Here is a 25,521-nt window from a genome sequence, read left to right as displayed (position 1 = left end):
TTGGTCGCCAGCGATTGCACGCTGGCGAGCCGGCGGAGCTATGCCCATAATGGCTGCGCCATGAGCCCCACCACCGTGCTGTCGACCGACGAAATCGCGCCGCGTGAGCGGGGCCTGCAATGGAGCGAGTGGATCTGGCGGCACTTCGGCGGCCTGCAGTCTGACCTGTACGGCGACGACGATTTCGACGGCCACCTGGCCGCTTCGCGCGCCGGTGACGTGATCCTCACGCGGCTCGAAGCGAACCGGCACCGCGTGGTGCGCACGCCCACGATGGCGCGCACCAGCGAAGTCCCCTACCTGAAGATCGTCGCGCCCTGGCAAGGCAGCGCCATCGTGCACCAGCAAAGCCGGGAAGCCTGCGCGCGCAACGGCGCCTGGGTGATCTACGACACCACCGGCGCCTATGAAATCGACAACCCCGAGCGGGTCGACCACCTGATCGTGATGGTGCCGCTCACCGCGGTGCAGGACCGCAAGCTGCGCATCGAGGGCCTGATGGCGCGACCACTGGGCGCGAGCGGCATCTCCCGCGTGGCGCTGGAGACCATGCGCAACACCTACCTCGAGCTGCCCAACATGAGCGAGCAGGCGGCGCGCGGTGCCGGCGAGACGATCAAGCAGCTGGTGGAGCTGTCGCTGCTGGAACTGGCCGGGCGCGAGACCATGCTGACGCAGCGCGAGGCCCTGCGCGACCGCATCCGCAGCCACGTGCAGCGCCACCTGGGCGATCCGGGCTTGTGCGTGGACAGCATCGCGCGCACCCTCAACTGCAGCCGCCGCCACCTGTACAACGCGTTCGCGGGCGAAGGCGAAACGATCGCCGCCTACATCCAGCGAATGCGGCTGGAGGCCTGCATCCGCGAGCTGCGCCAGCGTGCCGGCCCCGAGCGCCCGATCACCGAGATCGCCACCTCCTGGGGCTTCGGCAACCCCTCGCATTTCAGCCGCCTCTTCCGCGGCCACACCGGCATGAGCCCCACTGAATTCCGGCGGGGCGGATAGTCAACAAAGAAGAGCCGCGAAGCTAGCCAAAAGGTAGCTCGCCACCTTCTTGGCCGAGAGCTCGCCTCCGCAAGCTGCTCGATCAGGGGGTCGTGCGGAAAAATGCGGCGTCACAGCTACTGGGCAAGCGGGCTCGTACACCACTGTTGCTCACATGGCACTCCGTCATTGTTCCCGTCCATCTTCGTGCCCGGGCAGTTTGCAAGGAAGAACTTGGCCTCGGCGCATGAAGTCATCTGGGAGCAATGAGTCCGTCCATCGCACCTGAAATGTACCGACTCAGTTGTAGCTATTCCTTTGCTCACCGATGTAGCCAACGGCTGCGCTTGCTGACTCTGTCGCACATACCTGCTGTAGCCGAACGCGCCGATGCCCACCAACAGCACGACTGCGACAGTGGCTGGTAACCGAGACCGAGCTCTTCTCGGTCCATTCGCCCTGGTGCGCGGATCGGTCCTTGCGCGTCCGATGGCGTTTCGAAAAACCTGAATGGCTTGCGGCTGCCCGTCCTTGCCACGACCGAGTTCATAGGTAAGCCTCTCACCAACCGTAGGTCTTGATCCGTCACGCGGAAAAGCGCTAATGTGCACGAACAACTCACAGCCACCCTGCGTCGGAGCGATGAAGCCGAATCCGCGGTCGTCATTCCAGGTACGGAGAATTCCAGTCTGTGGCACGTTGCGTGGCCTAACGTTGAAATTCAGCGGCTGCCATAGGCAGTCCGCTGGGACGCGGGGTTAGGCAGTGCCGGCGATCAGTAGCCACAGCGCTTCGGGTCATTGCATAACCTGCACTTACTCGGACCAATGTACCAAGCCGTCCGCACCGACAGGGAATCCGAGTTTTCTAAGTATTTCCGGTTGCATCATCTTCGCGACGACGCCTGGGAACATTACCTCCATGTCTGGACATAGACGGCGGTACTCTTGCTCGAGGAGGTCGATTGAGATTGGCTTTGGGAGCGAGAACCACCTCGCTCTCGCAACGAAGATGCTCTCAAGATTCTTGGCGGTTTGCTTTGCATCCGCAAAGGTCAATTGGAAATCGCCATGTTGGACGTTGAAGTAGTTTCGCTTAGCCATGAGAGCACTCCTCAGAATCGGATATTTTCCAAAGCCTAAACGCACTTGCCCATGACGCCCAACGTTTGACTGACATGCTGCAGACGCAAGTTCGCGAAGCGAGCTTGAGGCTGTCCGCTCGATGGAGGGTTAGGCGTCACCGCAGTCCCTCAAGGGGAATGTGCTTCCCCTCGCACTTGATGGCTTCCAGATCATCCGGCTGGAGGTCGAACCACTCGCCCTCCAGCCGTTTGTGATGGAACCTACGATGGAAGCTTCTCTCAGCGTGCGTGTAGTCATCAAACCAAGCGTAGTGCTCCAACGAATTCTTGAAGGGCAACTTCACCTCGAAGAGCTTCGTCCGCTGCTTAAGGTTGACGGTCTTCCCAATCTTGAAGCCATGTGGTGACCGCACTACATAGATATATCCACCCGTCGGCGAAGCCGACGGTCCGGCGTCGTGCGACGAAGCTTTAGGCGCCGGCCCAAAGGTTAGGTCCGAGAACTCGGGGAAATGCTCGGCGAAGAGATCGTCGAGCCCATAGCGCGCTGCAACATCTGGCGCGAAGCCAAAGAAGGGTTTCGACTGCGTCCACCAGCGGCGACCGGCCGGATTGGGACGAAGGCCTATCTCACACTCAGCCCAGTCGATGGCCGCGCAAGAGCCGTTACCAACTATGCTTCGTACGATGCCTAGACGGCGAACACGGCCCAGTTGAGTTGATGGCTCCCATTCCGCCAGCAGAACGCCATGACGAGGCCGAAGCGATTGAACTGCGGCGATCGGCAGTGCTTGGCCACTGCAATCGATGGCCGACGCATCCTTGCTTTGAGATGCGAGGCGCCAGTACTTGGATGGTGAAGGCTTCGCCATGTTGTGGCGCCTAACGCTGGAAATGACCGGCGGCCGGTAGGCCGGCGGAGACGACAGACAGAACGTCCGTGTCGATCGACTTGTTAGATCGCATGCTCCGCCTTCTCTATTCCGGATGGTTCTACGGTGTATCGGGTCAGTTGGCCCTCTATCAGCCTGTTCGCCTCGGCTCGTAGGAGAGTGATCTGGTCGTTCAGGATCCTCATGTACATCTCGAAGGTCGCCTGAAAGTTCGGATTCACGTTAAGTTCCGGCTCCGGATTGACAAGAGGTTCAGCCTCTCGTGCTACGCGACGCGCACTCAGTAGCGCCTCGAACGCCACCTCACCTTCGAAGTTCTCCAATGGGTAGTTGGCGGTGGCGTGCGCGACTTCAACATATCGCGCGTGCGGCTCGGCAGGGTGCCCAAGAGGAAAGCGCTGGAGTTTTTTCTTCGCCGCGCGAGCTTCCTCTGCCGCGTCACGGAGGTGAACTAACAACCGCGCGAGACCGTCCAACCTGCGCGCTTCAGCCACGAGAAGATCCCTGCGCCCTCGCTTCACCTGCCACCGTACGACAGCGGCACCTACAACGATTGCGACAGATCCGACAATGGCCTGCGCCCAAGCAGCGATGTCGGAACTCGTCATGTTTGTGAGAAGACAGAGGTTGTTCAAATCGCGGGCTCCATTTTGCGGTCTAGCGTCGGAAGATGACCGGCGACCGGCGGAGAGGACCGGAGCGAAGCGAAGGCCCACAGCCGGGCGCCGTGTCGAACAACCTGTTAGACATCACCACCTCTCTCCTCCGCGGCGATCCCGAACAGCTTTTCAGCGAGCTTCGGAATGGTTGGCACGTGATCGAATGCGGAAAGAGGCAGCGTCCGAAGATTCGGGCGCAACGCCTTCACTCCTTGAGCGTTCCCCTTTGTATGCTCTGCAACGGGAAACGATGTGAGTTCAGGGAGAGGTTGGCCAGGCTGAGCCCCGAACCAGTAGAAAGGCCCGAGGTCGAGCGTCTCCTGATCGAATTGCAGGCAAACCACACAACCGCTCGGTTTCCTCGCGAGGCCAGTGTTGACAGTGAAGCGACGAACCGTTGACCCCCTGAACGTAGCTTTGAGCTGGATGTGTCGCACCACAGAAGTGGTTTCGAGGACAAGGTCGTACCCACCGTCGTCCACTTGCGGCTTCAGCACTTCGAGGCGCTTGACTCCGGAAAGCCAGACATGCCGCATGACCTCTCCGGCAAATAGGTGCTCGAGCAGCGCCTCGCGATAGGTGGAGAGAAGGCTGTGGTCCGTTGAGCTCAGGGTGCCTCCAATAATGTCTAACGTTGGAGGTCAGCGACAGGCGGCCAGCTAAGCTGGTTGCCTGTCCGATGGACCGAGATATTAGGACGCACGTTCGCCTCCAACGTCGGCGAGCGCCTTCGAGAAAGCATTTCCAAAGGCGCTGAACTCATTGGTCAATGCCGTGCTGGCGTAGCGCGCGAATTCCTCAAGGATATCGAGAGGGTCCTCGCTCGGCTTGCTAGGCTTCGCGCCCTCAATCCGAAGGGCAGCGAAGTACTGCGCATTCAGGAAGACCTTGGCATCCTCCTGTCCGATGGCCGCGTTTAGGCGGTGAGCCAATCGGTTCCGGATCGTATTCAGGAGCTTCACGCCAGGTAGGATTTCGCGCAGACGACGATCGGTCGAATCCAACAGGGCAATCTTCTGCGCGAACGTCAGCCTCGCCTTCTCAACTGACCCAAGCCTCGGATTGGCCTTTGTGATGTGCTCGTTTAGGTAGTGCTCGATGAACAGGTGAGAACGGAGAATGCGTCCGATCACCGTGATGTCCTGATTCCAACGCCGCCCTACCTCAGCGAACTCCGCGTCGATGATCTCCCAGGCCTTCTCGTGTCCCCCGAGAATCTCAAGCGTGCGTGCAGTCACCTTCGCCGTATCCATGCTGCGACCTACCGTCGGAGTTGACCGGCACGCGGCGGCATTGCGCCGCGAGGCGTACGCTCGCCAGCACGGCACGCGGCGCAATGCCGCTGCGTGTCCGTGTCGAACGACCTGTTAGGCTGCTGAGTCATATGTCTTCGTGCCTGACATCTTCTGCATTGGAGTGACCTGACTTGAGCCGCTCAACTCTTTGTTCTTCTGCTCTCAATCCGTCTCTCAACGTGTAGAGAAGCGTCACTGAGTCATTGCCGCCGGGAAGATCGAAAAGCGTAGTCGAATCAAAGAAGTGTGCCGCAACGGCGTTCAGAGCGTTCACTATTGCGACAAGCGCATCCTTTACAGATTGCCGAGATGCGGGTGCCAGTGAATTCGCGGTCCTACCCAGCGCAAGATCCAGATCGCGATGCGCGAGCCTCCGGTTGCGCCAATCATGCGCGAATTGCGTCGCTCGCACTGCCTCCTCAACCAAGTCACGAATGTGCGCACGGGGTGCCGATTCGGGCAGGAGCTCAGCGAGTCGGCGCAGCGACAGATTCGGCCTACCTGTCGTAGCTGCGCGATCGGTCAGGCGGGCGAGGTGCAGTAAGACGGCTTCGAACAAGCAGTCCTGAACTGTCCGAAAAAAGGACGGCGCGACAGAGTTAAGGAGTTCGATCCGCGAGGGTTTCGCCCCGAATAGCTCCAGGTAGTGCGACCAGTTGTTGTGGATCCACGCGACCTCCTGCCACAGCTCGCTGTAGACGGAGCCTAGCGGGTCCCCCATGACCGCCACATTGGCGGCTTTTGCTTCAGCTGCGGTCCGTTCGCCCATAGGCAGCCTAACGTAGAAATTGACCGGCGCACATGGGGCGCGTGCGCAAAGCGCATGGACGTACTTGTGCGTCCGTGTCGAATGACCTGTTAGCCATCAGCGTCCCCATGTGTTGGCGGAAGGCATGCTTTCGCATCCGCGATCAGGAACTCGACCAGCTCCGCAGGCACGCTTTCCTCGAACAACGTCACAGAGAACTTCCCCGTCGCGTCCGAGTAAAACACCTCTGCGACTGTTCGACGCTCCGCTGCGCCCACGACATCTGCTTCGAGAAACATCCCATCGCGAACAACGTCACTGCCCCTGGTGAATCGGTACTCGAGATCGCCAATCTTCAACGACAACTCCAACTGAGGGCTAACGCAATTTAGACGGCACGTTCAGACCTCTTATCCCGCAAGTGCCGGATAAAACTGGCCGCCGTACCGCCGTAAGTAGCTGATCTGCCTTGATTTTTTCCCCTCCCGTCGCGGTTCAGGTCCCAAAAACGAAAACCTGATATCCCGCAAATCGCCATGTTGGCCGAGTGCCGGACAAGACCAATCCGGTAGACGTTTCTACTGTTTGAGGTAGTCTGCCAGCAAGCGTTCATGCGGGCAAGCCGGTTGATACCGTATGCCAATACAGCATAAGTGCGGATTGAAAGACCGCAACGCTTCCGGTGGGCGGCACCAGACCGGGCGGAACAACGTGCCGCCCGTCTCCCCTATGAAGAAGGGCGGCCTTTGCCGGGCTCCTTCACAGCGATCAAAAATTCGCGTTCGCGAGTTTGCCAGCGACTGCCTATATCGCTTCCAGCGCCATCAATCCGGTGGCGGTGTTCGAGATCGGGATGTGGTAGTTGGCGTGCACCTTGCGCACCGCCCCCGGAACGGCCGCGCGGGTGGCGAGCCACATCAGCAGTTCGACGCCTTGCGTGCCGGTCTTTTCGACCAGCTCGTGGATGCTGTACTGCGTGGCCCACTCCGGGTCGCTCACCAGGCTGTCCATGAACTTCAGGTCGAAGCGCTTGTTCATGAAGCCGGCGCGCTCGCCGTCGAGCTGGTGCGACAACCCGCCGGTGCCGATCACCACGACCCGCTTGTCGCTGTCCCAGTTGGCGACGGCCTCGCCCACCGCCTGCCCCAGCGCGAAGCAGCGCTTGGCCGAGGGCAGCGGGAACTGCACGGTGTTGATGCAGATCGGCACGATGGTCACCGGGCAGCCCTCGGGCCAGAACAGCTTGAGCGGCAGCGTGACCGCGTGGTCGACCAGCATCTCCTGGCAGGTCGTGATGTCGAATTCGCGGTCCACCAGGTGCTCGATGATGTGCCACGACAGCCCGGTCTCGCCCTTGAACGGCGGCAGCGTGGGGATGCCCCAGCCCTCGTCGGCGTTGTGGTATTCGGGCGCCGCGCCGACCGCGAAGGTCGGCATCTTGTCCAGGAAGAAATTCAGGCCGTGGTCGTTGTAGAAGACGACGGCGACATCCGGCCGGACGTCTTCGAGCCAGCGGTGCACCGGCAGGTAACCGTCGAAGAAGGGTTTCCAGTACGGCTCCTGCTGCGCGCCGCGGGCCAGGGCGCCGCCGATGGCGGGCACGTGGGATGTGGTGAGTCCACCGATGATCTTGGCCATGTCGGGTCCTTGCTCAGTCGTCCACTAGCGATTCGGGTTGTTCGTTCTGGCGCACCAGCATCGCCTTGAAGGCTTCCTTGGTCATGCCGGTCTGGGCTGCGCCCAGGTCCTGCACATCCAGCCCGAGGATGCCGGCGAACTTGGCCAGGTAGTAGACGTTGCCGCCCGCGGCCAGCAGGCCCAGCACGTTGCGCGTGCGGATCGCCTCCGATTGCCGGGCATCGAGCCCATAGCGGCGCATGTAGGCCTCCTCGTCGCCCTTGAAGGCGGCGCGGTTCTCGGCTGAGTTGAACGAAAAGCACATCTTGTTCAGGGCATAGCCCTTCTGGGCCTGCCGGCCGTCGAACAAGGTGGTGCCGGGAATCGGCTTCGCGGCCATCGGCTGCTCCGTGTTGATCTGTGTCAGTACGGGAGTCTGGTCACGGCCTTACAAAAGATAAACCGATGAATGCTCATGAAACCCATGAACCGGATTGATGCGAGCGAGATCGACGGCCGCCTGCTGCAGCTGCTGCTGGCGGTGCTCGAATCGGGCAGCGTGACCGGCGCCGCCGCCCGGCTTGGAGTGACCCAGTCGGCCGTCAGCCACGGGCTGGAGCGCCTGCGTTCGCTCACCGGCGATGCGCTTTTCGTCAAGAGTGGCCGCGGCATCGCGGCGACCGCGCGGGCCGAGGCCCTGGCCCAGCCGGCGCGCGAACTGCTGGCGGCCATGCAGCGTTTCGCGCACCACGACGATTTCGATCCCGCCCGCTGGCGCGGTGAGTTCACCATCGCCGCCAACGACTTCCAGCGCGACCTGCTCCTGCCCCTGCTGGCCGCGCGCCTGCGCGTGCAGGCGCCGGGGCTGGCGCTACGCATCGTGCCTTCGACCGTGCCGCGGCTGGACATGCTGCGCAAGGACGAGTGCCAGCTGGTGATCAGCCCGCGCCCGCCCGAAGGCGCCGACATCGTGCAGAAGCGCCTTTTCGAAGACCAATACCGCGTGTTCTACGACCCCCGCGCGCGGGAGGCGCCCCGCACCATGGACGAGTACCTGGCCGCCGATCACGCGACGGTGGCGTACGAGCCGCGGCGCCGCCTCGAGCTGGACCAGCAGCTCGAAGCTCAGGGGCTCCAGCGGCGATTCACGCTGATGGTGCCGGCGCTTGCCGCCCTGGCCCCGTTCCTGCGCGGCAGCCGCCTGCTGGCGACCGTGCCCAGCCTGCTCGCGCGCCAGACGCTGGCGGACTTCGCCAGCTGCGATCCCCCCATGCCCTGCCCCACCCTGCCGATGTATGCGCTGTGGCACGTGCGCTTCCAGCAGGACCCGGCGCACCGCTGGCTGCTCGCGCAGTTGTTCGAGCTGATCGAACCGGCGCTGGCGAAGGCGGCCTGATGCGCCTCAACTTTGACCTGGATCAACCCTGGTGTAAATTACGATTAGTGAAATCAGATTCACCATTGTTAAATTGCGATCCATTGACCATTGGCATGGGCCCAGGGAGAGATGACGTATGGGGAGCTACACCTATCCACGGTTCGACTACAAGCCACCGGCGGACCTGGTGGGCGAGGCGCCTCAACGGCGGCCCTTGATCGTGGTGGGCGCCGGCCCGGTCGGCCTGGCCGCCGCCATCGATGCGCGGCTGCAGGGCCTGCCGGTGCTCGTGTTCGATGAGGACGACACGGTCTCGGTGGGCTCGCGTGCCGTCTGCTACGCCAAGCGCGCGCTGGAGATCCTTGACCGCCTGGGCGTGGGAAACCCGGTGTGCGAGCGCGGCGTGAGCTGGAACGTCGGCCGCACCTTCTTCCGCCGGCAGGAGGTCTACCGCTTCGACCTGGTGCCCGAACCCGGCCACAAGCGCCCGGGCATGATCAACCTGCAGCAGTACCACCTGGAGGAAATGCTGGTTGAGCGCGCCCAGGCGCTGGGCGCGGACATCCGCTTCAAGCACAAGGTGGCGTCGGTCCAGCCCCGAGGCGACCACGTGTTGCTGCAGGTAGAAACCCCCGACGGCGCATTCGCGATCGAGGCCAACTGGCTGGTCGCGGCCGACGGCGCGCGCAGCCCGGTGCGGCGCATGCTGGGCCTGGAAGTCGATGGCCAGGTTTTCCGGGACCGCTTCCTGATCGCCGACGTGGTGATGCAGGCCGACTACCCGGCCGAGCGCTGGCTGTGGTTCGACCCGCCCTTCCATCCGAACCAGACGGTGCTGCTGCACAAGCAGTCCGACAACGTCTGGCGCATCGACTTCCAGCTCGGCTGGGATGCCGACCCGGAAGAGGAGAAGAAGCCCGAGAAGGTGATCCCCCGGATCCGCGCCATGCTGGGCGACGCCCGCGCGTTCGAGCTGGAGTGGGTCAGCATCTACACCTTCCAGTGCCGGCGCATGCAGGACTTCCGCGCCGGCCGCGTGCTGTTCGCCGGCGACGCGGCGCACCAGGTGTCGCCCTTCGGCGCGCGCGGCGCCAACTCCGGTTTCCAGGACACCGATGACCTGATGTGGAAGCTGCGGCTGGTGATCAACGGCCAGGCGCCGGACAAGCTGCTGGACACCTACAGCCAGGACCGCGGCTACGCCGCCGACGAGAACATCATGAACTCGACGCGGTCTACCGACTTCATCACGCCGAAGACCCGCGTGAGCAAGGCCTTCCGCAACGCCGTGCTGGACCTGGCGCGCGACCACGCCTTCGCGCGCAAGCTGGTGAACTCCGGCCGCCTGTCGGTGCCCAGCTTCCTCACCCAGTCGCGACTGAACACGCCCGACACCGACGCCTTCGACGGCGACATGGTTCCCGGCGCGCCCTTGGCCGATGCGCCGGTGAGCGCCGGCGGCAAGAACTCATGGCTGCTGGACCAGGTCGGCCAGCGCTTCATGCTGCTGCTGTTCGCACCCTCGGCGCAGGCCGTCAACGGCACCATGCGCGACCAGCTCGCCTTGCTGCGCAGCGCGCGCAACGCGGTTCCCGTGGAGCCAGTGGTAGTCACACCCCGCGGCGGCGAGATCCCGGGCGTGACGGTGCTCACCGACCGCGCAGGCCTGGCCGGCGAGCGCTGCGACGCCGCCGGCGGCGCGGCCTACCTGATCCGCCCGGACCAGCACGTCGCCGCCCGCTGGCGCACGTTCGATCCCGAGAAGGTGCGCGCCGCGCTGGCGCGCGCCACCTGCAACGACTGAAGGACCCCGACCCCATGGCCTTGCAACTGAACCCCAACTTCAAGGAACCGGGCAATCGCTACTTCCGCGACTTCAGCCCCGGCGACGACTTCTACGCCGCGCTGATCGACGCCCACCGCGACCTGAGCGACGAGGACAGCGAGCGCCTGAACGCGCGCCTGATCCTGATTCTTTCCAACCACATCGGCGACATCGCGGTGCTGCGCGAAGCGCTCGCCGCCGCACGCAAGGACCTTCAGGAGACCCAAGCATGAGCCTCGTTCGCAAGATCCACCACGTGGCGTACCGCTGCAAGGATGCCAAGGAAACCGTCGACTGGTATGCCCGGCACCTCGACATGAAACTGGTGCTGGCGATCGCCGAGGACCAGGTGCCCTCCACGCACGAACCTGATCCCTACATGCACATCTTCCTGGACGCGGGCAACGGCAACGTGCTGGCGTTCTTCGAGCTGCCCAAGTCGCCGGCGATGGGGCGCGACCCGAACACCCCCGCCTGGACCCAGCACATCGCGTTCGAGGTGGGCAGCGTCGAGGAACTCGAAGTCGCCAAGGTGCGGCTGGAGGCCGCGGGCATCGAAGTGGTCGGCATCACCGACCACACGATCTTCAAGTCGATCTACTTCCACGACCCGAACGGACACCGCCTCGAACTGGCCGCCAACACCGGCACGCCGGACATGTACCGCAAACTCGACGAGGTCAAGTGGGCGATGGTCGAGGAATGGAGCCGCACGCGCCGCGCGCCCAAGCACGCGGCGTGGATGCACGAGAAGGAATTCGCCTGAACCCGGTTCCGCTTCGCTCGGCCGCTTCAGCGGGCTAGGACATCGTTACCACGGCCTCGCCCGACACGGGGTCGGTCACACCCAGGCCGCCGCCCAAGTCCTCGAGGTAGTCGCGGAAGGAGTCCAGCAGCGTGATCATCGCGGGCCGGGCCGCGACGATGTTGTCCATCGAGTTCCACTCGCCGATGAAGCAGTAGGTGCGATCGCCCGTCTTCACCAGCACGCCTTTCACGAAGCCGTCGAACTTGGCTTCGGCCTTGCGGTGCGCCTCGATGAAGTCCTGCTCGCGGCCGGGCTTGACGCGGAAACGAACGGCATTGAATGCGCTCATGCTGCTTCTCCTTGGTGTAGGTGGGCACAAGTCGAGAAACGCAGCTTGCGCCTGAGCCGAGCGCTTTTCAAGTGAAAGATGGAGCGCGCGCCGGCGTGCTCACTCGAACTCTTCCGTATCGACCTCGGCACGCGCTTGCGCGCTGTAGCGGTTGCCATGGACGGTGCGCTGGTTGATGTGCGCCTCCAGCCGCTCGACCAGTGTGCTGTCGAGCTGGACTTGCGCGGCGCCCAGGTTGTCCGTGAGGTGTTCCAGGCGGGTGGTACCGGGGATCGGGATGATGTCCGCACGCTTGTGCAACAGCCAGGCCAAGGCCAGTTGCGCCGGGCTGCAGCCCGCTTCCTGCGCCAGCGCCTTGTAGCGAGGCAGCAGCTTCAGGTTCTCGGCGTAGTGACCCGGCTCGAAGCGCGGCATGCTGCGACGGATGTCCTTGGCGTCCAGCGTGCCCACGTCCTGCAACGCGTCGCACAGGAAGCCGCGCGCCAGCGGGCTGAAGGCAACGAAGGCGATGCCCAGTTCCCTGCAGGCGTCGAGCACCGCGATCTCGGGGTTGCGCGTCCACAGCGAATACTCCGTCTGCACCGCCGTGAGCGGATGCACGGCATGCGCCTTGCGCAAGGTCGCCGCCGACACTTCGGACAGGCCGATGGTGCGCACCTTGCCCTGCTCCACCAGCCGGCTCATCGCGCCAACGCTGTCCTCGATCGGCACCTTCTTGTCCCAGCGATGCAGGTAGTACAGGTCGATCACATCGGTCTGCAGGCGCCGAAGGCTGTCCTCGCAGTTGCGGCGGATCGTCTCGGGCCGGCCGTCGATCACGCGCCGCACGACGCCGTCGTCGCCGGTAACGCCCGCCATGCCGCCCTTGCTGCATAGCGTGAACTCACGCCGGTGCGGCTTCATGACGCGCCCCACCAGGGATTCGTTGGCGCCGAAGCCATACAGGGCCGCGGTGTCGAACAGCGTGACGCCGGCATCGAGCGCGGCCAGCAGCAGTTTCTCGCCCTGCTGCTCCGAGGGCGGCTGGCCATAGGCGTGGCTGAGGTTCATGCAGCCCAGGCCCATGGCCGAGACGGTGAAGGGTCCAAGTTTCCGGGTGTTCATGCGGCTAGCCTATCTGATGCTCGCCGCCGCCGCTTCGAAGCGCGCCTCCTGAGCCCTGAGCCGTGCCATGCACAGCGCGCCCCAGGGGGCGCTGCCGTAGCAGGCCGTCAGGTCGCGTCCGGCCGCGGACCAGTCCGGGTCGAATGGATCCAGCCCCAGCGCGCGGATGAATTCACCCCGCACCACCACGAACTGACGCCGGTAAGGAAGCAGGAAGGACTGCTCATCGCGCGCCAGCCTCGCCCGGCCGAGATCCGCGAACCACGGATTCAGCAGCGCGCTGCAAGCCGGGGCATACCAGAAGCTGCCCATGTCCTCGCCCGGCTGCGCCAGGCCACCCAGCACGCGGCGCGCATGCTCCCAGTGCTGGAAGCCGACGGCGCGCGCCGCCTGGTGCAGGCAGTCGGCCAGTCGCGGCGCCGAAGCGGCGCCTGTGCGGGCTGCCGCGTTGCGGGCAATGCGCGCGCGCACCTTCAGTTCCTCGAGCGCTGGCGTGGTCACGGAAGGCGCCGTCATGCCTGCCCGCCTTCGCCGGATGCGCCGAGTTCCTCGGTCCACAAGGCCAGCAGGGCTTGCAGCTCGGCCTCGTAGTCGAACGCCGGGTCGTCGCGCTTGCGCACACGCTCCAGCACCTCGAAGCGGAAGCTCTGCGCACCGTGACGCGCCCACTCGTCGGCCAGGCTGCGGTCTCGATGGCCGTGCATCTGCAGCTCGAAGCGTATGCGGTTGAGCGCGCCGTCCACGTTGCGGCTCGCGCCGACCCAGGCGCGGCCGGTGGCGCTGTTGCGTACCGCATAGACGCCCATGGGCGGGAACGCATCCTTGAACTCGCGGATGCGAGCGCGCCGGACAGTGGAGGAAAGGGATTCAGCCATGACAGGACTCCTGGGCTTCGTCTACAGCCAATCCCGCGCTTGGCCGAACGAATGCCTCTGGTCTGTCAGGTATGAAAGACGAAGTGTGGAAGGGTGAGAGCCTCTTTTGCGGGCAGGCGCCCCAGCGCGCCTGTGGCTGAGATTCTATCCGGCGGCGGCACTGGAGCCCTCAAGCAGGGCGGCCCTCGGCTCACGGATGGGCCTGCGGCCGATGCGGCGCGCGCACAATGACCCGGTCCCATCCGCCTGCAGGCGAATGCGAGTTCCGATCTTCACGGGCGAGTGCTGTGGCTGGCGTGCCGGTCTTGTGGCCTGCCTGCTGGCGGCCGCCGCCAGCACCTGGGCCGACCTGCATTGGCGGGCCCCCCAAGAGGTCTCGCGCGGCTCCGGCGAGCGCGGCCCCTGGCGGCAGAATGAATCTCGCTACGACTTCGTGGACGATCCTGCCGCGGCCTGGAGCCCGCGGGGGGAACTCGCGGTCGCATGGGTGGACCAGCGCCGCAAGGCCGTGCTGTTGCAGCGCTATTCGGCCGACGGCAAAGCTTTGCTGTCCGTACCCGTTGATGTCTCGCGCCAGCCGGCGACCTTCTCGTGGCTGCCGCGGCTGGCGTGGGCGCCGGACGCTGCCGGCCGGCTCCACACGCTTTGGCAGGAAATCATCTTTTCCGGCGGCTCGCACGGCGGCGAGATCCTGTACGCCGCCTCGGACGACGGCGGCCAGTCCTTCGCGACCCCGGTCAATCTCTCGCGGTCGAAGCAAGGCGACGGCAAGGGCCGCATCAACCGCGATGTGTGGCACAACGGCAGTCTCGACATCGTGGCCGCGCCGGACGGCGGGGTGTTCGCCGCCTGGACCGAGTACGACGGCCGGCTCTGGTTCACGCGCTCTCGCGATGGCGGCCGCGAGTTCTCCCCGCCCCTGCTGGTGGCGGGCGATCCGCCCGCCCGGCCCGCACGCGCGCCGGCTCTCGCCGTCTCACGCTCGGGTGCGGTGGCGCTGGCGTGGGCGAGCGGCGACGACCCGGCCGGGGACATCCAGATGGCCCTTTCGGGCGATGGCGGCCACAGCTTCGAAGCGCCGCGGACGGTGGCGGTCACGCCGGGCTATTCAGACGCCCCGAAGGTGGCCTTCGACGGAACCGGGATGCTGCACGTGGTGTATGCCGAGAGCCGCGGCGGTCCTTTCGATTCATCGTCGATCCGCCACCTGCGCTCCGACAACGGCGGCCGCAGTTTCGGCGCGCCGCGCGAGATCTCCCACCCGCTGCCACCCGGTTACGCGGGCGCCGCCTTCCCTGCGCTCGGCATCGATGGCCACGGACGCCTGGTGGCCATCTGGGAGCTCATGCGGGGCTCGCCAGCACGGCCGTACGGACTCGCAATCGCGATCGCGGAGGACGGTGCGCACTTCGGTGCCCCACAACTGATCCCCGGCAGCGTCGATCCCGGCGGCGGCCCCAACGGCAGCACCCAGGGTCTGCTGATGAGCAAGCTCGCGGTCCGCGCCGACGGCGAGATCGCGGTGGTCAACAGCGCCGTGAAAGTCGGCTCGCACAGTCGGGTCTGGCTGCTGCGTGCCTCGCTGCCTTGAGGCGGTGGCCGCGCCCGACCTAGTGGGCTGCACGAGAAAGGGACAACACTGCCCCACGGGCCCTCGCCTCGTCCGCATAATCCAGCCGATGGCACGAACCCAGATGAGAGCTCAGGCGGAGCCCATAGTGCCGCCGCAGCCGTCCAGCCAGGCTGCGGCATCGGGCCGTGGCTGGACCGCGTCGACCACCGAGGCCGAGCGTTTGCGCCTGTTCATCTCATCGGTCAAGGACTACGCCATCTTCATGCTCTCGCCCGAGGGCGAGGTCGTGAGCTGGAATGCCGGCGCCCAGCGGTTCAAGGGCTACACGGCGCAGGAGATCATCGGGCAGCATTTCTCGCGCTTCTACACCGAGGAGGACCGCGCAGCCGGTGTCCCGGAGAATGCGCTGAAGCTGGCCCGGGAAGCCGGCCAGTTCGAGGCCGAGGGCTGGCGGGTGCGCAAGGACGGCTCGCGCTTCTGGGCGAACGTGGTCATCGACCCGATCCGCGACGAGCGCGGCGAGTTGGTCGGTTTTGCCAAGATCACCCGCGACATCACCGACAGGAAGCTGGCCCAGGAGGCGCTGCGACAAAGCGAAGAGCGCTTTCGCATCCTCGTGCAGGGTGTCACGGACTACGCCATCTACATGCTCTCGCCCGAGGGCGAGATCACCAATTGGAATGCCGGCGCGCGGCGCATCAAGGGTTACGCCGAGCACGAGGTGGTCGGCACCAACTTCTCGCGCTTCTACACCGAGGAGGACCGCGCCACCGGCCTGCCGCAGCGCGCGCTGGCGCAGGCGGCGGAGAAAGGCCGCTTCGAAGCCGAGGGATGGCGCGTTCGGAAGGACGGGTCCCGGTTCTGGGCGCATGTGCTGATCGACCCGATTCGCAACGAGCTCGGCGAGCTCATCGGCTTCGCCAAGGTCACGCGCGACATCACCGAACGCAAGAATGCCGCCACCGAACTGGAGCAGGCGCGCGAGGCCCTGTTCCAGGCACAAAAGCTGGAAGCCATCGGCAAACTCACCGGCGGTGTGGCGCACGACTTCAACAACCTCCTGAACGTGGTGACCAACGGCCTCTCCAGCTTGCGGGAGCGGCTGCGCGACCCGGCGGACATCCGGATGCTGGACGCCATGGACAAGGCTGCCAGCCGCGGCACCGCCCTGACCCGGCAGCTCCTGAGCTTTGCCCGCCAGCAACCCCTGCGGCCGGAGCCCCAGGAGCTGAACCAGCTCATCACCTCCTTCGAGGCAGTGCTTCGGCGCGGAAGCCGCAGTGCGATCAGTTTCGATCTCGACCTCGCCGCCGGGCTGCCGCAGGTGCTGGTCGACTCGGCACTGTTCGAGTCCGCGCTGCTCAATCTCGTCGTCAACGCGCGCGATGCCACGCCGGACGGCGGAAGCATCGTCCTGTCGACACGCGTGGTCGAGTTGAAGGAGCGGCAGGTCGGCGCGCTGACGGCCGGGCCGTATGTAGCGGTCGCCGTCCAGGACACCGGCACCGGCATGCCAGCGGACGTGGTGGCTCGCGCCGTGGAGCCGTTCTTCACGACCAAGGAGGTCGGCAAGGGAACCGGGCTCGGCTTGAGCCAGGTTGTCGGCATGGCGCAGCAATCCGGCGGCGACCTCGGCATCCATTCCCGCGTCGGGCAGGGCACCACCATCACCATGTACTTCCCGGCGCTTCCTGCCACCGCGGCGCCGAGCGAGGCCGGGAAAGGCGGGACGGAAAAGGTCCTGGTCGTGGACGATCAACCCGAGGTGCTCGAAGTCACCTCGGAGCTGTTCCGCATCCTGGGCTTCGAGGTGCTGGTGGCGAATTCAGGCCAGCAAGCCCTCGAGATGCTGCAGCGAACGCCCGATGTGCGCCTGATCCTGAGCGACATGGTGATGCCGGGCATGAACGGCCTGCAGCTGGGACAAAAGGCCAAGGAGTTAGTTCCCGGCGTCAAGTTGATCCTGGCTTCGGGCTACACCGATGCGGCGATCGGCAATGGAATGAACCTGGCGGGATTCCATTTCCTGCCCAAGCCCTATCGCATGGGGGATCTGGTGAAGAAGCTGCGCTCGATCGGACTGGCCTCGGAGCGAGGATCTCCCTAGCCGCTTCCCGCATCCCTGAAGACGACCTTGACCGGCCTCGCCGGTGTCTTGATCTGCTCGCGCATCCACTTCTGGGCGAACTCGGCGACCGTCTTCTCCGCATGCGCGCGCTGAAGCGCCAGGTATTCAGGCTGGTTCGCACGTCGATCCAGCTCCGGCCTGAAATTGCGAAGCATCGATTCGACGGTCTCGATCTTCGGCGGCGCTGACCACTGTCCCTTCACCTGCAGTTCCGCCTTGCTGGTATCCATGGTTGGCGGAAGCATGGGTTCAGGGGCGGGCAGGCGCAGGACGTACTGGCCATCCTCGAGGTCGAGCTGCCAGCTTTCGGCCAGCGGGACCCGATAGGTGTAGTGCACGGGAACACGGATCCTCGAAACCGTGCGCCCGAGAATGCTGCAGTCCAGGGGCCGACAGGTGTAGCTCACCTGCCACCCGAACTCCTCGATCTTCTCGATCGTCGCGACTTCCAGCATGCCGCCCGGCGTTCGCAGCACCACCACTCTGGCCGGGTCGAGAATCGTCAGCTGCTCCTGCTTTCGTCCGCCGCTGCCGGATTGAAGCGCGAGGAGCCCCATGACACCGGCGAGCGCCAGGACGGCAATGGCCCACGTCTTCTTGCTCATGACTTTCCTGCGTTGAAGTAGGAACGCTCACCCCATCCACCGCGGCAGCGCCGTCGCGATGCCCGGCAGCCAGAACACCGCCGCCAGCAGCAGCAGGCTGATGGCGACATAAGGTACCACCGCGCGGAAGATGTGGCCCATGGTGACCGAGGGCGGCGCGACACCGCGCATGGTCATCAGCAGCAGGCCATGGGGCGGCAGCAGCAGCCCCAGCTGCATGCAGATCAGGAACATCACGCCGAACCACACCGCGTCGATGCCCAGGCTCTGCACGATGGGCATGAAGATCGGCAGCGTGATCATCATCATGCTCACCTGGTCGACGAAGATCCCCAGGAAGATCAGGATCAGCATCATGCCGGCCACGATGGCGCCGGTGGACCAGCCCTGGCCCATGATCAGCTGCACCAGGCCGTTGCTCGCGCCCGAGAAGGACAGGATCTGCGCAAAGGTGGTGGCGCCCAGGATGATGAACAGGATCATCCCCGAGATGCCGGCGGTGCCCTTGAGCGCCTTCAGCAAGGCGTCCCAGCTGAGCGCGCGATAGGCCGCGGCCAGCACCAGGGTCGCGAACGCGCCCAGCGCGGCGCACTCGGTCGGCGTGGCCCAGCCCTGGGCGAGCGCGCCCACCACCACCGCGAAGATCGACAGCGTCGGCAGCACGTAGGCGAAGAAGAGCCGCCAGCGTTCCCAGCCGCGGTGAATCGTGTCCTGGTCGCCCCTGGGCGCCAGCGAGGGCGTGATGGTCACGCGCGCCAGGATCCACAGCACGAACGCGATCGACAGGATGACGCCCGGCAGCACCCCGCCGATCAGCAGCTTGGAGATCGAGATGCCGGACAGCGACCCCAGCAGCACCGTCAGGGCCGACGGCGGGATCAGCATGTCGACGGCGCCGATCGCCATGATCGGCCCGGTGGCCAGTGTGGGGTGGTAGCCCTTGGAAAGCATCACCGGCAGCATCAGCGAGCCCAGCATGGCCGTGGTGGCGATGGTGGAGCCGGAGATGGCGGAGAACACGGTACCCGCCACGACCGCGACAATGGCGAGCCGGCCCGGCAGCCGCCGGATCAGGCGCTCGATGCCTTCGATCACCTTCAGGGCCAGGCCGGTGTGGAACAGCACCTCGCCCATCAGCACGAACAGCGGGATGGGCGTGAGCGAAAAGGTCGCCACCGAACCCACGCTGCTGCGGGCCAGCTGCGCCAGGCCGGCCTCGCCGCCCATGTACAGCCAGGCGCCGACGATGTTCACCGTGATGAAGGTCAGTGCCACCGGCATGCCGATGAACAGCAGCACGGTGGAGCCGCCGAGCATCAGCCAGGCGGCGACAGTCCAGTTTCCCATCTTCTCCCCCTCAGCCGGCGCTGACCGCGTCCTGGCGCGGCGCCCGCTCTCCTGCATACAGGCGGTCCATCCGGAACAGCATCTCGATGGCCAGCAGCACGAACATCACCGGCAGCGGCGCCAGTGCCCACCACTCCGGCGTCACCAGCGTCTTGATGTTGACCGCGCCGCTGCTGAAGCTGGACCAGGCGGCGCGCGCCCCGTACCAGGCCATAAAGACGCAGCAGGCGAGCCCGATGATGTCGCCCACGCATTCCAGCGCCCAGGCGACCGGCTTGGGAATCGCCTGCAGCAGGATGTCGACCCGGATGTGCTGGCCCTGGCGCAGCAGCCAGGGCGACACGCACATGGTGATCAGGTAGAGCATCAGCTCCGAAATCTCGTTGCTCCAGGCCAGGCCACGCGGCAGGCCCGGGATGGCGACGTTTCGCAGCAGCACATCGGCCACGATGACCAGCATCATGGCCAGCAGGATGAAGCAGCCGGCCAGCGCGAGGCCGGCCAGCAGCCGGCCGTAGACCCGCGAGACGGCGCTGGTCACTTGGGCGAGAACAGCGGCTTGAAGCGCGCCGCCACCTCGGGGCTTTGCTTCGCGGCGCTGGCCCAGGCGACCTCGTAGGCCTTGTCGACGAAGGCCTTGGACGTGGCGGCGTCGAACTTGATGGCCTGGATGCCGGCCTTCTCCTGCCGCGCGGTCTCGTCGGCGGCGTACTTGGTCCAGAAACCGTTCTCGGCTTCCAGCGCCAGCAGCTGCTTCTGCAGGTAGGCGCGCTGGGCCTGCGAGAGCTTGTTGTACGCCGGCAGGTTCATGATGATCGACACCTCGGCGTCGTAGAAGCCGGGGTCGACGCGGTACTTGGTCTTCTCCTGCCAGTTCAAGTCGAAGATGCCGCCGATGGGCCAGCCGTAGCCGTCGACCACGCCGCGCTCGAGTGCGGTGTACACCTCGCCCGGCGGCGTGGTGATCACATTGGCGTTGAGCGACTGGAAGAAGTCGCGATACACCGGGGTGATGCGGATCTTCAGGCCGGTGAGGTCGGGCTTGTCGATCTTCTTGTTGGTGTAGATGTGGAAGGGCTGGTTCTCCACCATCCGCGCCAGGTACTGCATGTTGCCCTTCTCGTTCCACACCTTGTTGATGGCATCGAAGGCGCCGTTCTTGCGCTGCTCCGCCACCGGGATCTGCGTGAGCTTGAGGAAGTCGGACTCGGGCATGACGTTGGTGTAGAAGGCGCCGGTGCTCATCGCCATGTCCACCACGCCGGTCTTGACGGCGTTGCCCACTTCGAAGGTCGGGATCGCCTTGGGCCCGCCGATGAAGTTGATCTGCAGCACACCCTTGCCTTCGGCGTTGAACTTGTTGATCCAGGGCTGCAGGCGTTGCACGTAGATGCCGTTCTCGGCGAAGGCGCTCACCAGGCGCAGCGTCGCTTCCTGCGCGGCCGCGCCCGCTGCCAGGCCCATGGCCAGCACTGCCAATGCTGCCTTGCGGATGGTTGTCAGCCTCATCGTCTTGTCTCCTTCTTGTGAGTGGGATTGAACATAAGGTGTGAACCGGACGCGGTCAATTCAGGTAGACGCGAGCATGCGGTCCAGCGCCTGGCCGCTTTCATCGGCCAGCGCCGCCTGCGTCAGCTCGGACAGGCGCCGCGCGCCGGCGGCGTCGCGTTCCAGCCTGGGCAGTTCATCGAGCAGGCGCTGGAAGTTGCGCCAGCCGCGCGCATGCGTGTCGCCGTAGCCCTTGACCAGGCGCTGGCTGCGGGCGAGTTCCAAAGCCAGCAGCGCCTGGCTGCCGGCCAGCCTTTGAATTTCGGCCAGCCAGGCGCGGGTGCGTGCCTGCTCGACCGCGAACCGCAGTGATCGCCGCCGTGCCGGCCGCAGCGCGGCAATGGCGTACAGCAGCAGGAAGCCGCGCAGCGAGCTGGTCGGCACGACCCGGCCCTTGCGGGTGAACCGGCCCAGCGTGCCGCGCGCCCACCGGGTTTCCAACAGCCAGCGGCCGAGCCCCGCCGGCAGGATGTCGGCGATTTCTTCCACCCGCGGATGCATGAACTCGTTGATCTGCAGTTCCTGCGCGCCGGTCAGCCGCACTTCGCGCGCGACCCGGTCGAAACGACTGCGCCGCGTCTTCAAGTCAGCCACCCGGATCGCGTCCTCGTAGGTCATCCAGAGCGCCAGTTGGCGCGCAGCCTCGGCCAGCACCTCGCCGCTGCCGCGCAGCGGCTGCAGCAGGTCAAGGTACTCGGCGGCGTAGGGCAGGTCCTGGTAGTCGGCCAGGCGCAGGACGGCATGACGAAGCACGTCGTGCGCGGCCGGCGGGAACTCGCGTTCGATGCGCTCGCCCAGGGGGGTCAGGCGCGGGCCGAGGCGCACCGCGGGCAGCGGCGCCTCCGGCTCGGCCGCGGGAGCCAGCGCCGCCTGGTAGCCGGCGGCGAAGGCCTGCAGGCTGGCCTGGACGCCGACGCCGCCGCGGCGAATCGCCTCCTCGAACTGGGCGCGCTCGAAGGGCAGCGCGCCAGAGGCGGCGAGCGCGCCGAACAGCGCCGGCGCGATCGGGCCGGCGGCCTGCTGTGCGACCTGGTCGAAATCCGCCGCCAGCAGGCGCGCGGCCGCCGCACGGGCGCCGTCCAGCAACTTGCCGGCATCGACGCGACCGTCGCCCATGGCCGTGCGCTCGGTCATGGAATACACGCGGTGCGTGGAGACGATGAAGGTGGTGCGCTCGCTGCTCACCAGCCCGCGCTGCAGCGCCCGCCCCGCCTCCATCAACTCGGAAGCGATCACCACGTCCAGCTCGCCCGGCACCGGATACAAGGCCAGCACCGGTTGCGCCCCCGCAGGTACGGCCGCCCGCGGGAACAGCTCGACGTAGTAGACCGTCGCGCCGGTCCGCTGGGCGACACCCGGCACGGAGGTGGCCTGGGCGATGTAGCCCTGGTGCTCGGCCATCTCGACCAGCCAGTCGGCCAGCACGCCGCCGCCCTCGCCGCCCATCGCCAGCAATGCGACGGTGATTGCGCGCGGTGAATTCATGGGAAACCTCCGCCCTTGCGGGCTGCGGTGCTACGAGCCTTCGGAGCGGCCGTGCGGCTCGTGTTCATGCCGCCAGCCCTTCCAGCCGGCGTTCGATGCGCGCCTGCAGCCAGCCGATCACCGCGCGGCGCAGCCGCTGTTTCCAGCGGTCCCAGCGGCTCGGGTTGTTGATGATCTCGGCGCGGTAGAACGACGGGCACAGCACTGCCGCGTGCGCCGCCTCGCCGCACAGGCCGCAGCCGACGCAGCTGTCGACCACGGCCGCCACCGGGTCGCGCCGCAGCGGATCGGGGTTGTCGCGGATGGTGAGCGAAGGGCAGCCCGACAGCCGGATGCAGGAGTGGTCGCCGGTGCAGGTGTCCGGGTCGACGCCGAAGCGCTCGCGCACCACCCGACGGCCCTCGCCGATGGCCTTCTTCACCAGCGGCCGCACCCGCCGCTGCTTGTTGAGCATGCACTCCGAGGACGCGACGATCACCTTCGGCCCCTTGACCGGGGTGGTGAGCGCCTCGCGCAGGGCATCGCGCATGCGCTCCAGGCTGTAGGTGTGGTCCACCGTGCGCACCCAGTCGACGCCGACGCCGCGCACGGCTTTCTCGATCGGGTGCCGGGTCGAGCGGATCGGGTTGGCCGCCCCGGACGACAGCAGGTCCTGCCCGCCGGTGGCCGCCGAGTAGCCGTTGTCGATCACCACCAGCACGTTGTCGGTCTTGTTGAAGACAGCATTGCCGACGCCGCTGGTCAGGCCGTTGTGCCAGAAACCGCCGTCGCCCATGATGGACAGCGTGCGCTTGCCGGTATCGGGCGTATTGAAAGCGGCGGCACCGGCCCAGCCCAGGCCGTAGCCCATGGTGGTGGCGCCGATGTTGAAGGGCGGCAGGATGGAGAACAGGTGGCAGCCGATGTCGCAGCTCACATGGTGCGTGCCGAGTTCGCGCTCCACCAGCTTGATGGCGGTGAAGATCGGCCGCTCCGGACAGCCGGTGCAGAACGACGGCGGACGGCCGTGCACTTGCGAGGCCGCATCCTGGATGGCGATGGTTTTCCTGCCGCCCGTCGCCGGCACGGGCAGTTGCGCCGCAGCCGGCAGCGTCCGGCCTGCCAGCAGGGCCGGGGCCACCTGCTGCAGGAATCGGGTGAGGCCTTGCACCAGCACCCCGCCGGTGTACTCGCCGGCCATGGGCAGGCAGTCCTTGCCGTGCACCCGGGTCTGGACGTCGGCGCGCCGCAGCATCGAATGCACCGCCTGCTCGATGAAGGCGGGCTGGCCCTCCTCCACGATCAGGATGGCGCGTTTGCCCTCGCAGAAGCGCGTGAACTCCGCATCGACCAGCGGGTAGGTCACGTTCAGCACATAGAGCGGCACGCGCGACCGGCCGAAGGCGTCGGCCAGCCCCAGCAGTTCGAGCGCACGCAGCACCCCGTTGTAAAGGCCGCCCTGCAGCACGATGCCGAAGTCCTGGGCGCCATCGGCGAAGAACTCGTTGAGCCCGCGCTCTTGGATGAAACGCAGCGCCGCCGGCCAGCGCTGCTTGACCTTTTCCTGCTCGTGCAGGTAGGTCGAGGGGGGCAGCGCGATGCGCTCGGTGTCGCGGCGCGGCTGCTCGATCGCGTCCTTGAGCGTGAAGTCGGCTCGGCGGTTGTCGCTGGCCATGAAGCTGCCGTGCACATGGCAGGCGCGGATGCGCAGCTCCAGCATCACCGGTGTGCGGCTCGCTTCCGAGAGCTCGAAACCCTGCTCGACCGCGCGCACGATGCTGGGCAGATTCGGCCGGGGATCGAGCAGCCAGACCTGCGACTTCATCGCGAAGGCATGCGAGCGCTCCTGCATGATGCTGGAGCCCTCGCCGTAGTCCTCGCCGACGATGAGGAGCGCGCCGCCGGTCACGCCCCCGGAAGCCAAATTAGCGAGCGCGTCCGAGGCCACGTTGGTGCCCACGGTCGACTTGAAAGTGACGGCGCCGCGAAGCGGGTAGTTGACCGAAGCCGCCAGTGTCGCCGCCGCCGTGGCTTCCGAGGCGCTGTGCTCGAAACGGATGCCCAGCTCGCGCAGGATGTCGTTGGCATCCGTCAGCACGTCCATCAGGTGCGAGATCGGCGCGCCCTGGTAGCCGGCCACATAGGAAACGCCGGACTGCAGCAAGGCCTTGGTGACGGCCAGGATGCCCTCGCCGCGGAACTCCTGGCCCGCCCCAAGGCGCAGCTTGCCTACCTCGTTCGCGAAAGATCGTTCAGCCATGGTTATCCGGGAATCTAGTCCGCTAGCACATATTTGGCGAATGGACTTTGCGGATGGTCTACATTCATGGCATCAATGATCTGGGTGAACCCTTAAGCGTCTGCTCTAGCCCATGAACTTCCGGCAACTGGACCTGAACCTGCTGCGCGTGCTGGTGGCCGTCCACCGCAGCGGCTCGGTCACGGCGGCCGGACGCGCGCTCTCGCTGTCGCAGTCGGCCACCAGCAATGCATTGGCGCGCTTGCGCTATTTCTTCCAGGATGACCTGTTCGTGCGCTCGCCCGCCGGGCTGCAGCGCACACGCCTGTGCGAGCAGTTGGCCCCTGCCGTCGCCACCCACCTGCTGTCGCTGGAAACGCTGGTCACAGGCATGGAGCAGTTCGACCCGGCGCAGAGCGACACGACCTGGCGGCTGTCACTTTCGGACCTGGGCGAGATCCTGTTCCTGCCGCCCCTGGCCTCGGCCCTGCGCCAGCGGGCCCCGCATACCCGCGTCGCGAACGTCGCCGTCGCTGCCACGGCCGTGGCCAGCGCACTGGAGGCGCGGGAGATCGACTGCGCCGTCGGCATCCTGCAGCCCCGTCACCGCGGCGTGCACGCCGACCTGCTATTCCGCGAGCAGTACGTCGCGGTCACGCATCCGGATTGGCGGCCCGGCCGGGGCGGGGCCGGTGCCTCGCTCTCGCGCAGCCAGCTCGAGACCGCCTCGCTGGTCGTCGCCTCGCCCACCGCCACCTTCCACAGCAGCGTGGAAGACATGTTGGTCAAGCACCAGCTCGCCGACCGCATCGTCCTGCGCGCGCGCCACTTCGGCGCCCTGCCCGAGCTGGTGGCTGGTTCGGACCTGTTGGCCATCGTGCCGGCCATGTACGCCGCCAGCCGGCCGGGCCTGCGCGTGTGGAAGCTGCCCTTCGCGCCGCGCTACGAGGTGCGGCTGGTGTGGCACGCCAGCACGGCGCGGGACCCGGCGCAGCAGTGGTTCCGGGAATTGCTCAATGAGTTGTTCGGGCGAGAGCCGGCGCAGGCACGACGCTAGT

27 protein-coding genes are annotated in these 25,521 nt (G+C 66.0%); 8 read left to right on the top strand and 19 right to left on the bottom strand.

The window, feature by feature from the left end; all coding sequences use genetic code 11:
• Positions 1-60 precede the first annotated feature (60 nt).
• Entirely contained in the window at positions 61-1,005 is a 945-nt protein-coding gene (locus UC35_RS19940) for a helix-turn-helix domain-containing protein (RefSeq protein ID WP_061502810.1), read from the top strand.
• Between the two features lie 116 nt (positions 1,006-1,121).
• Here UC35_RS19940 and UC35_RS23340 read toward each other — a convergent pair whose 3' ends face one another.
• The 9 genes from UC35_RS23340 to UC35_RS19900 form a co-directional block, all read right to left on the bottom strand.
• Positions 1,122-1,682, bottom strand: coding sequence for a cold shock domain-containing protein (locus tag UC35_RS23340; RefSeq protein WP_082793407.1), 561 nt, complete (start codon positions 1,680-1,682; stop codon positions 1,122-1,124).
• Positions 1,683-2,223: 541 nt separating this feature from the next.
• Positions 2,224-2,940, bottom strand: a complete 717-nt coding sequence (locus UC35_RS23335; protein WP_082793406.1) for a GIY-YIG nuclease family protein — start codon at positions 2,938-2,940, stop codon at positions 2,224-2,226.
• A gap of 83 nt (positions 2,941-3,023) precedes the next feature.
• Positions 3,024-3,455, bottom strand: a complete 432-nt coding sequence (locus UC35_RS19925) for a hypothetical protein (protein WP_145979558.1) — start codon at positions 3,453-3,455, stop codon at positions 3,024-3,026.
• 248 nt (positions 3,456-3,703) lie between these two features.
• Positions 3,704-4,156 carry a hypothetical protein gene (locus UC35_RS19920; protein ID WP_061502802.1) on the bottom strand — a complete coding sequence of 151 codons (453 nt, stop codon included), beginning with the start codon at positions 4,154-4,156 and terminating at the stop codon, positions 3,704-3,706.
• A 156-nt stretch (positions 4,157-4,312) separates the two neighbouring features.
• Complete coding sequence (locus UC35_RS19915) at positions 4,313-4,873, bottom strand: hypothetical protein (protein ID WP_061502800.1); 561 nt, start codon at positions 4,871-4,873, stop codon at positions 4,313-4,315.
• Positions 4,874-5,000: 127 nt separating this feature from the next.
• Positions 5,001-5,684, bottom strand: a complete 684-nt coding sequence (locus UC35_RS23795) for a hypothetical protein (RefSeq protein ID WP_145979557.1) — start codon at positions 5,682-5,684, stop codon at positions 5,001-5,003.
• Positions 5,685-5,773: 89 nt separating this feature from the next.
• On the bottom strand, positions 5,774-6,022 hold the full coding sequence (locus tag UC35_RS19910) for a hypothetical protein (protein ID WP_227820390.1): 249 nt from the start codon (positions 6,020-6,022) through the stop codon (positions 5,774-5,776).
• A gap of 445 nt (positions 6,023-6,467) precedes the next feature.
• Positions 6,468-7,301, bottom strand: coding sequence for a class III extradiol dioxygenase family protein (locus UC35_RS19905; protein WP_061502798.1), 834 nt, complete (start codon positions 7,299-7,301; stop codon positions 6,468-6,470).
• 13 nt (positions 7,302-7,314) lie between these two features.
• Positions 7,315-7,680 (bottom strand): protocatechuate 4,5-dioxygenase subunit alpha, encoded by a 366-nt coding sequence (locus UC35_RS19900; protein WP_061502796.1) that lies wholly within the window; start codon positions 7,678-7,680, stop codon positions 7,315-7,317.
• Positions 7,681-7,755: 75 nt separating this feature from the next.
• Here UC35_RS19900 and UC35_RS19895 point away from each other — a divergent pair, with 75 nt between their 5' ends.
• The 4 genes from UC35_RS19895 (at position 7,756) to UC35_RS19880 (ending at position 11,249) form a co-directional block, all read left to right on the top strand.
• A complete protein-coding gene (locus UC35_RS19895; RefSeq protein ID WP_082793405.1) occupies positions 7,756-8,676 on the top strand; it encodes a LysR family transcriptional regulator in 921 nt (306 codons plus the stop codon).
• Positions 8,677-8,794: 118 nt separating this feature from the next.
• Positions 8,795-10,462 (top strand): FAD-dependent oxidoreductase, encoded by a 1,668-nt coding sequence (locus UC35_RS19890; protein ID WP_061502792.1) that lies wholly within the window; start codon positions 8,795-8,797, stop codon positions 10,460-10,462.
• Positions 10,463-10,476: 14 nt separating this feature from the next.
• Positions 10,477-10,716 (top strand): DUF2783 domain-containing protein, encoded by a 240-nt coding sequence (locus tag UC35_RS19885; RefSeq protein WP_061502789.1) that lies wholly within the window; start codon positions 10,477-10,479, stop codon positions 10,714-10,716.
• Entirely contained in the window at positions 10,713-11,249 is a 537-nt protein-coding gene (locus UC35_RS19880) for a VOC family protein (RefSeq protein WP_061502787.1), read from the top strand. Before UC35_RS19885 ends, UC35_RS19880 begins: the two co-directional genes overlap by 4 nt.
• 34 nt (positions 11,250-11,283) lie before the next feature.
• On the opposite strand, the gene UC35_RS19875 is transcribed toward UC35_RS19880, so the two are convergent.
• The 4 genes from UC35_RS19875 to UC35_RS19860 all read right to left on the bottom strand — a co-directional run bounded on the left by UC35_RS19875 (position 11,284) and on the right by UC35_RS19860 (position 13,559).
• On the bottom strand, positions 11,284-11,580 hold the full coding sequence (locus UC35_RS19875) for an antibiotic biosynthesis monooxygenase family protein (RefSeq protein WP_061502785.1): 297 nt from the start codon (positions 11,578-11,580) through the stop codon (positions 11,284-11,286).
• Positions 11,581-11,679: 99 nt separating this feature from the next.
• Complete coding sequence (locus UC35_RS19870; protein WP_061502782.1) at positions 11,680-12,684, bottom strand: aldo/keto reductase; 1,005 nt, start codon at positions 12,682-12,684, stop codon at positions 11,680-11,682.
• Between the two features lie 9 nt (positions 12,685-12,693).
• Positions 12,694-13,200: a hypothetical protein gene (locus tag UC35_RS19865; RefSeq protein ID WP_061502780.1), complete on the bottom strand. Its 507-nt coding sequence runs from the start codon at positions 13,198-13,200 to the stop codon at positions 12,694-12,696.
• Positions 13,197-13,559: a GIY-YIG nuclease family protein gene (locus tag UC35_RS19860; protein ID WP_061502778.1), complete on the bottom strand. Its 363-nt coding sequence runs from the start codon at positions 13,557-13,559 to the stop codon at positions 13,197-13,199. Before UC35_RS19860 ends, UC35_RS19865 begins: the two co-directional genes overlap by 4 nt.
• Positions 13,560-13,815: 256 nt before the next feature.
• Between UC35_RS19860 and UC35_RS19855 the strand changes: the two genes are divergently transcribed.
• On the top strand, positions 13,816-15,150 hold the full coding sequence (locus UC35_RS19855) for a sialidase family protein (RefSeq protein ID WP_145979556.1): 1,335 nt from the start codon (positions 13,816-13,818) through the stop codon (positions 15,148-15,150).
• Positions 15,151-15,238: 88 nt separating this feature from the next.
• Positions 15,239-17,239 (top strand): PAS domain-containing sensor histidine kinase, encoded by a 2,001-nt coding sequence (locus tag UC35_RS19850; RefSeq protein WP_227820389.1) that lies wholly within the window; start codon positions 15,239-15,241, stop codon positions 17,237-17,239.
• On the opposite strand, the gene UC35_RS19845 is transcribed toward UC35_RS19850, so the two are convergent.
• The 6 genes from UC35_RS19845 to UC35_RS19820 form a co-directional block, all read right to left on the bottom strand.
• A complete protein-coding gene (locus tag UC35_RS19845) occupies positions 17,236-17,865 on the bottom strand; it encodes a hypothetical protein (RefSeq protein ID WP_061502775.1) in 630 nt (209 codons plus the stop codon). The two genes, UC35_RS19850 and UC35_RS19845, sit on opposite strands and share 4 nt — an antisense overlap.
• A 27-nt stretch (positions 17,866-17,892) precedes the next feature.
• Positions 17,893-19,212, bottom strand: a complete 1,320-nt coding sequence (locus tag UC35_RS19840; protein WP_061503951.1) for a TRAP transporter large permease — start codon at positions 19,210-19,212, stop codon at positions 17,893-17,895.
• 10 nt (positions 19,213-19,222) lie between these two features.
• Positions 19,223-19,753 (bottom strand): TRAP transporter small permease, encoded by a 531-nt coding sequence (locus UC35_RS19835; RefSeq protein WP_061502773.1) that lies wholly within the window; start codon positions 19,751-19,753, stop codon positions 19,223-19,225.
• A complete protein-coding gene (gene dctP, locus UC35_RS19830; protein ID WP_061502771.1) occupies positions 19,750-20,721 on the bottom strand; it encodes a TRAP transporter substrate-binding protein DctP in 972 nt (323 codons plus the stop codon). The genes UC35_RS19835 and dctP overlap by 4 nt, the downstream gene beginning before the upstream one ends.
• A gap of 60 nt (positions 20,722-20,781) precedes the next feature.
• Positions 20,782-22,245, bottom strand: coding sequence for an indolepyruvate oxidoreductase subunit beta family protein (locus tag UC35_RS19825; RefSeq protein WP_061502769.1), 1,464 nt, complete (start codon positions 22,243-22,245; stop codon positions 20,782-20,784).
• A 64-nt stretch (positions 22,246-22,309) separates the two neighbouring features.
• Complete coding sequence (locus tag UC35_RS19820) at positions 22,310-24,484, bottom strand: indolepyruvate ferredoxin oxidoreductase subunit alpha (RefSeq protein WP_061502767.1); 2,175 nt, start codon at positions 24,482-24,484, stop codon at positions 22,310-22,312.
• A 112-nt stretch (positions 24,485-24,596) separates the two neighbouring features.
• Here UC35_RS19820 and UC35_RS19815 point away from each other — a divergent pair, with 112 nt between their 5' ends.
• Positions 24,597-25,520, top strand: a complete 924-nt coding sequence (locus tag UC35_RS19815; RefSeq protein ID WP_061502766.1) for a LysR family transcriptional regulator — start codon at positions 24,597-24,599, stop codon at positions 25,518-25,520.
• Position 25,521: the final 1 nt, after the last annotated feature.

This window comes from Ramlibacter tataouinensis (assembly GCF_001580455.1).
GTDB lineage: Bacteria > Pseudomonadota > Gammaproteobacteria > Burkholderiales > Burkholderiaceae_C > Ramlibacter > Ramlibacter tataouinensis_B.
The sequence above is the reverse complement of the archived record's forward strand: the minus strand, read 5'-3'. Positions and strand labels throughout refer to the sequence as shown.

Bases quoted from the DNA above. Each gene is read 5' to 3' on its own strand.
- UC35_RS19890 (WP_061502792.1), top strand. From the start codon at position 8,795: ATGGGGAGCTACACCTATCCACGGTTCGACTACAAGCCACCGGCGGAC.
- UC35_RS19870 (WP_061502782.1), bottom strand. From the start codon at position 12,684: ATGAACACCCGGAAACTTGGACCCTTCACCGTCTCGGCCATGGGCCTG.
- UC35_RS19880 (WP_061502787.1), top strand. From the start codon at position 10,713: ATGAGCCTCGTTCGCAAGATCCACCACGTGGCGTACCGCTGCAAGGAT.
- UC35_RS19885 (WP_061502789.1), top strand. From the start codon at position 10,477: ATGGCCTTGCAACTGAACCCCAACTTCAAGGAACCGGGCAATCGCTAC.
- UC35_RS19855 (WP_145979556.1), top strand. From the start codon at position 13,816: ATGCGAGTTCCGATCTTCACGGGCGAGTGCTGTGGCTGGCGTGCCGGT.
- UC35_RS19865 (WP_061502780.1), bottom strand. From the start codon at position 13,200: ATGACGGCGCCTTCCGTGACCACGCCAGCGCTCGAGGAACTGAAGGTG.
- UC35_RS19905 (WP_061502798.1), bottom strand. From the start codon at position 7,301: ATGGCCAAGATCATCGGTGGACTCACCACATCCCACGTGCCCGCCATC.
- UC35_RS23335 (WP_082793406.1), bottom strand. From the start codon at position 2,940: ATGGCGAAGCCTTCACCATCCAAGTACTGGCGCCTCGCATCTCAAAGC.
- UC35_RS19940 (WP_061502810.1), top strand. From the start codon at position 61: ATGAGCCCCACCACCGTGCTGTCGACCGACGAAATCGCGCCGCGTGAG.
- UC35_RS19920 (WP_061502802.1), bottom strand. From the start codon at position 4,156: ATGCGGCATGTCTGGCTTTCCGGAGTCAAGCGCCTCGAAGTGCTGAAG.
- UC35_RS19820 (WP_061502767.1), bottom strand. From the start codon at position 24,484: ATGGCTGAACGATCTTTCGCGAACGAGGTAGGCAAGCTGCGCCTTGGG.
- UC35_RS19840 (WP_061503951.1), bottom strand. From the start codon at position 19,212: ATGGGAAACTGGACTGTCGCCGCCTGGCTGATGCTCGGCGGCTCCACC.
- UC35_RS19900 (WP_061502796.1), bottom strand. From the start codon at position 7,680: ATGGCCGCGAAGCCGATTCCCGGCACCACCTTGTTCGACGGCCGGCAG.
- UC35_RS19845 (WP_061502775.1), bottom strand. From the start codon at position 17,865: ATGAGCAAGAAGACGTGGGCCATTGCCGTCCTGGCGCTCGCCGGTGTC.
- UC35_RS19875 (WP_061502785.1), bottom strand. From the start codon at position 11,580: ATGAGCGCATTCAATGCCGTTCGTTTCCGCGTCAAGCCCGGCCGCGAG.
- UC35_RS19825 (WP_061502769.1), bottom strand. From the start codon at position 22,245: ATGAATTCACCGCGCGCAATCACCGTCGCATTGCTGGCGATGGGCGGC.
- UC35_RS19895 (WP_082793405.1), top strand. From the start codon at position 7,756: ATGAAACCCATGAACCGGATTGATGCGAGCGAGATCGACGGCCGCCTG.
- UC35_RS19915 (WP_061502800.1), bottom strand. From the start codon at position 4,873: ATGGATACGGCGAAGGTGACTGCACGCACGCTTGAGATTCTCGGGGGA.
- UC35_RS23795 (WP_145979557.1), bottom strand. From the start codon at position 5,684: ATGGGCGAACGGACCGCAGCTGAAGCAAAAGCCGCCAATGTGGCGGTC.
- UC35_RS19860 (WP_061502778.1), bottom strand. From the start codon at position 13,559: ATGGCTGAATCCCTTTCCTCCACTGTCCGGCGCGCTCGCATCCGCGAG.
- UC35_RS19815 (WP_061502766.1), top strand. From the start codon at position 24,597: ATGAACTTCCGGCAACTGGACCTGAACCTGCTGCGCGTGCTGGTGGCC.
- UC35_RS19850 (WP_227820389.1), top strand. From the start codon at position 15,239: ATGGCACGAACCCAGATGAGAGCTCAGGCGGAGCCCATAGTGCCGCCG.
- dctP (WP_061502771.1), bottom strand. From the start codon at position 20,721: ATGAGGCTGACAACCATCCGCAAGGCAGCATTGGCAGTGCTGGCCATG.